This window comes from Streptomyces sp. NPDC031474 (genome assembly GCF_055581185.1).
On sequence record NZ_JBVIJX010000067.1, the window covers coordinates 1 to 4,701 of the forward strand.

Below are 4,701 nucleotides of genomic sequence, written 5' to 3' on the forward strand. Positions count from 1 at the left end.
TGCCGACGGAGGCGACCGCGAGGATGTAGAGCATCGCGATCGGCAGGTCGGTCAGCTGCATCGTGGTGCGCTGGCCGAAGATCGAGATCTCGTTGCCGGCCGGCCCGAAGGGGATCACCGCGATCGCCATGAAGGCCGGGACGGCCGCGACGATCGGCGCAAGGACGTACACCACCTTGTCGGCGCGCTTGACGATGACGTCTTCCTTCAGCATCAGCTTGATGCCGTCGGCGAGGGACTGGAGCATGCCCCAGGGACCGTGCCGGTTGGGGCCGATGCGCAGCTGCATCCAGGCGACGACCTTGCGCTCCCAGACGATGGAGAACAGCACGGTCACCATCAGGAAGGCGAAGCAGAAGACCGCCTTGACGACGACCAGCCACCAGGGGTCGCGGCCGAAGAACTGGAGCTGGACCTCGGGGTCGGCCAGAATCGTGAGCTGATGGTTCATCGAGACTCCTCGCCGGTGGTGCCCGCGCCGACGTCGGCCGGCGCGATGCCGACGACGCTGCCTGCGCCCGCCCCCAGCGCCCGTGCGGCTCCACCGTCGGTGGAGTTGAGCGGGACCCAGACCACCCGGTCGGGCATGTCGGCAGTGGCGGCCAACGGCAGGGTGAGCGACCCCGCGGGACCGGTCACGGTGACCGCGCCGCCGTCCACCGCACCGATCTCGACGGCCGTGACGGGTGACATCCTGACCGACGCGGGAGAACGGGTGCCGGCGAGGTGGACCTCGCCGTCCTGCAGGACGCCGTTGTCCAGCAGCTGCCGCCAGCCGGCCAGCACCGCTTGCCCGGCGCACGGCCGTGGCGGCGCCTCGGGAGGATGGGCAAGGACGTCCGGCCGTCCCCCGGCCCATGGACCGAGAGCAACCAGTTCACGCCGAGCAGAGGCGAGGTCAGGCAAGCCGAGGGACGCGTCCATGGCATCGGACAACATGCTGAGCACCCTGAGGTCGGACGGCAGGGGACGCCGGGTCAGCTGATCGGGCGTGACCGCCGCCTCGAAAGGCCGTATGCGGCCTTCCCAGTCGAGGAAGCTGCCGGCCTTCTCCGCCACGGCCGCGACCGGCAGCACCACATCGGCGCGGGTGGTGACTGCGGAAGGCCTCAGCTCCAGGCTGACCAGGAACGGCACCCGGTCGAGGGCCTCTTCGGCAGCGGCCGGGTCCGGCAGGTCTGCTGTCTCCACACCTCCGACCAGCAACGCCCCGAGGTTGCCGCCCGCCGCAGCCGCCAGTATCTGGCTGGTGTCGCGGCCATGTCCGGCGGGGATGGAGGCACCCCAGACAGCAGCGGTCTCGGCACAGGCTTCAGGATCGCTGCCGGGTCGTCCGCCGGGCAGCAGCCCCGGCAAGGCTCCGGCCTCCACCGCGCCCCGTTCGCCGGCGCGCCGGGGGATCCAGGCGAGCTGCGCTCCGGTGGCCTCGGCAAGTCGCAGAGCGGCGGTGAGTGCCCCCGGCACGGTGGCGAGGCGTTCTCCGACCATGATCGCCACGCCGGGGCGGCGCAGCAGCTCGGTGGCCCGGGCGCCGTCCCCTACCGGCGGCTCGTTGCCCGCCAGTCGGTCCAGCCACTCGGCCTCGGTGCCGGGCACGGCCGGTAGCAGCGTGCCGCCAAGTTTGACCAGTCCCCGGGAGACATGGGTGGTGATCGAGAAGACCTGCAGGCCCTTGCGCGCCGCCTTGCGCAGCCGCAGGAAGACGATCGGCGACTCCTCCTCCGGCTCGAAGCCCACGAGCAGCACAGCCGGTGCGGCCTCCAGATCGCGGTAGGTCAGCCCGGTGCCGTCCACGTCGATGCCGCGCCCGCCGACGGCGACGGACAGGAAGTCGGCCTCCTCGCCGCTGTGCGGGCGGACCCGGAAGTCGACGTCATGGGTACCGAGTGCCACCCGGGCGAACTTCGCGTAAGCGTAGGCATCCTCGATCGTGGCTCGGCCGCCTACCAGGACTCCCACACCAGCGGGTTGGCCCCCGTCGGCCCGGTCACGCGCGGTGAGGAGTCCGGCAGCGGCAGCGTGCAGCGCCTCGGGCCAGCTCGCCGTCTGCAGCTCACCGGTACGCGCATCCCGTACCAGCGGGGTCGTGAGCCGGTCGGGCAGTTGCGCGTAGCGGAACGCGAAGCGTCCCTTGTCGCAGTTCCACTCCTCGTTGACGTCCGGGTCGTCGCCCGCAAGCCGTCGCAGCACCTTGCCTCGCCGGTGGTCGGTGCGCATCCCGCAGCCCGCGGCGCAGTGCTCGCAGACGCTCGGCGAGGAGACGAGGTCGAACGGACGTGACCGAAAGCGGTACGCAGCGGATGTCAGCGCGCCAACGGGGCAGATCTGGACGGTGTTGCCGGAGAAGTACGACTGGAACTGCCCGCCCTCACCAGCGCCCACTTGCTGCAGCGCGCCGCGCTCCATGAGATCGATGAAGGGGTCGCCGGCGATCTGCTGGGAGAAGCGGGTGCAGCGGGCGCACAGCACGCACCGCTCGCGATCCAGAAGTACCTGAGTGGAGATGTTGATCGGCTTGGGGAAGGTCCGCTTGACTCCGTCGAAGCGCGTGTCCGGGACACCGGCCGACATCGCCTGGTTCTGCAGCGGACACTCGCCGCCCTTGTCACAGACCGGGCAGTCCAACGGGTGGTTGACGAGCAGCAGCTCCATCACCCCGCGCTGGGCTTTGTCGGCGACGGGCGAGGTCAGTTGGGTCCTCACGACCATCCCCTCGCTCACCGTGGTCGCGCACGAGACCAACGGCTTGCGCTGGCCCACCACCTCGACGACGCATTGGCGGCAGGCGCCGGCGGGGTCGAGCAGCGGATGGTCACAGAACCGGGGGATCTGAATGCCGATCATCTCGGCAGCTCGGATGACCAGGGTTCCCTTGGGCACCTGCAGTTCGATCCCGTCGATGGTGACCTTGACGAGGTCCTGCGGCGGCTGGGCAGGAGCCGTCCCGGAGGGAGTGCCGGTCGCGACGGTCATGGAGCGATCCCCTCCTTCGGCTGGGCGGGAGGACGGACGGACGACCGCCTGGCCCGGTGCCGACCGGCCCAGGCGGTGGACTTCCGGGGGTCGTAGGGGCAGTACCCGCCGGTGACATGCCGCTCGTACTCCTCGCGGAAGTACTTGAGCGAGGAGAAGATCGGCGAGGCGGCGCCGTCGCCGAGGGCGCAGAAGGACTTGCCGTTGATGTTGTCGGCGATGTCGCCCAGCTTGTCGAGATCGGACAGGGCGCCCTTGCCGGCCTCGATGTCCCGCAGCAACTGCACGAGCCAGTACGTGCCTTCGCGGCACGGGGTGCACTTTCCGCAGGACTCGTGGGCGTAGAACTCGGTCCAGCGGGTCACGACGCAGGTCGTCTCGTCGAAGCACTGCAGCGCTTTTGTTCCGAGCATGGAACCCGCGGCGCCCACCCCTTCGTAGTCAAGAGGGACGTCGAGGTGCTCGTCGGTGAACATCGGCGTCGAGGAGCCGCCCGGCGTCCAGAACTTGAGCCGGTGACCCGGCCGCATACCGCCGCTCATCTCGAGGAGTTGACGCAGGGTGATGCCGAGCGGGGCCTCGTACTGGCCGGGGCTGGCGACATGGCCGCTGAGCGAGTAGAGCGTGAAGCCCGGGGACTTCTCGCTCCCCATCGACCTGAACCACTCCTTGCCCCTGTTCAGGATCGCGGGAACCGACGCGACCGACTCGACGTTGTTGACCACGGTGGGGCATGCGTAAAGACCCGCGACCGCAGGGAAAGGGGGACGCAGACGGGGCTGGCCGCGGCGGCCTTCCAGGGAGTCAAGGAGCGCGGTCTCCTCACCGCAGATGTACGCGCCGGCGCCCGCGTGCACGATGACGTCGAGGTCGAGTCCGCTGCCCAGGATGTTCTCGCCGAGGTAGCCCGCCGCGTAGGCCTCGCGCACGGCCTCGTGCAACCGCCGCAGCACAGGAACGACTTCACCACGCAGATAGATGAAGGCATGAGACGACCTGATGGCATAACACGCGATCACAATGCCCTCGATGAGGCTGTGCGGGTTCGCGAAGAGAAGTGGGATGTCCTTGCAGGTGCCCGGCTCCGATTCGTCGGCGTTGACCACGAGGTAGTGCGGCTTGCCGTCGCCCTGCGGGATGAACTCCCATTTCAGGCCGGTGGGGAACCCGGCGCCGCCGCGGCCGCGCAGGCCCGAGTCCTTGACGTAGGCAATCACGTCGTCCGGCGACATGGCCAGGGCCTTGCGCAACCCCTCATAGCCCTCGTGCCGCCGGTAGACGTCCAGCGTCCAGGACCTCTCCTCGTCCCAGAAGGCCGTCAGTACCGGCGCGAGCAGCTTCTCTGGTGCTGCCCCCTTGACAAAGGTCTCGGAAGTCACCGGTCCCCTCCTTCCGCCGGCCGGGCGGGGTGGTCGGGCACTCCTCGGGCGGTGCTCGTGTCTGGCGAAGTCGCCCGTCTGGCGAGCCGCAGCCCGGCGAGCGACGGCTCGCCACCGGAGCCACTGACGCCGTTCGAGCCGTTCACGCCGTTCGAGCCGTTCCCCCCGTTCGAGGAGCCGCTCGCGCCATGGGTGCCGTTCGCGTCGCTCACCGCAGCAGCCCCTTCATCTCGATCGTGGGCAGGGCCTTGAGCGCCGCTTCCTCCGCCTCGCGGGCCGCCTCCTCGGCGTTCACGCCCAGCTTGGAGTTCTGGATCTTGTGGTGGAGCTTGAGGATCGCGTCCATCAG

Annotated in this window: 3 protein-coding genes and 1 pseudogene; all 4 read right to left on the reverse strand. The window is 69.6% G+C overall.

The annotated features are described in order from the left end of the window. Positions 1-451, reverse strand: a 451-nt coding sequence (locus ACZ5SK_RS48360) for an NADH-quinone oxidoreductase subunit H (protein ID WP_468578096.1), incomplete at its 3' end; no start/stop codon positions are given. After that, positions 448-2,973 (reverse strand): NADH-quinone oxidoreductase subunit G, encoded by a 2,526-nt coding sequence (locus tag ACZ5SK_RS48365; protein ID WP_361710811.1) that lies wholly within the window; start codon positions 2,971-2,973, stop codon positions 448-450. The genes ACZ5SK_RS48360 and ACZ5SK_RS48365, both read right to left, overlap by 4 nt. Beyond that, entirely contained in the window at positions 2,970-4,352 is a 1,383-nt protein-coding gene (gene nuoF / locus ACZ5SK_RS48370) for an NADH-quinone oxidoreductase subunit NuoF (protein WP_468578098.1), read from the reverse strand. Before nuoF ends, ACZ5SK_RS48365 begins: the two co-directional genes overlap by 4 nt. Positions 4,353-4,560: 208 nt before the next feature. Next, positions 4,561-4,701 (reverse strand): annotated as a pseudogene (locus ACZ5SK_RS48375) (NADH-quinone oxidoreductase subunit B); the annotation flags it as partial.

What these genes read in the sequence shown, in the direction of transcription:
- ACZ5SK_RS48365 (WP_361710811.1), bottom strand. Translation starts at nt 2,973, where the DNA reads ATGACCGTCGCGACCGGCACTCCCTCCGGGACGGCTCCTGCCCAGCCG.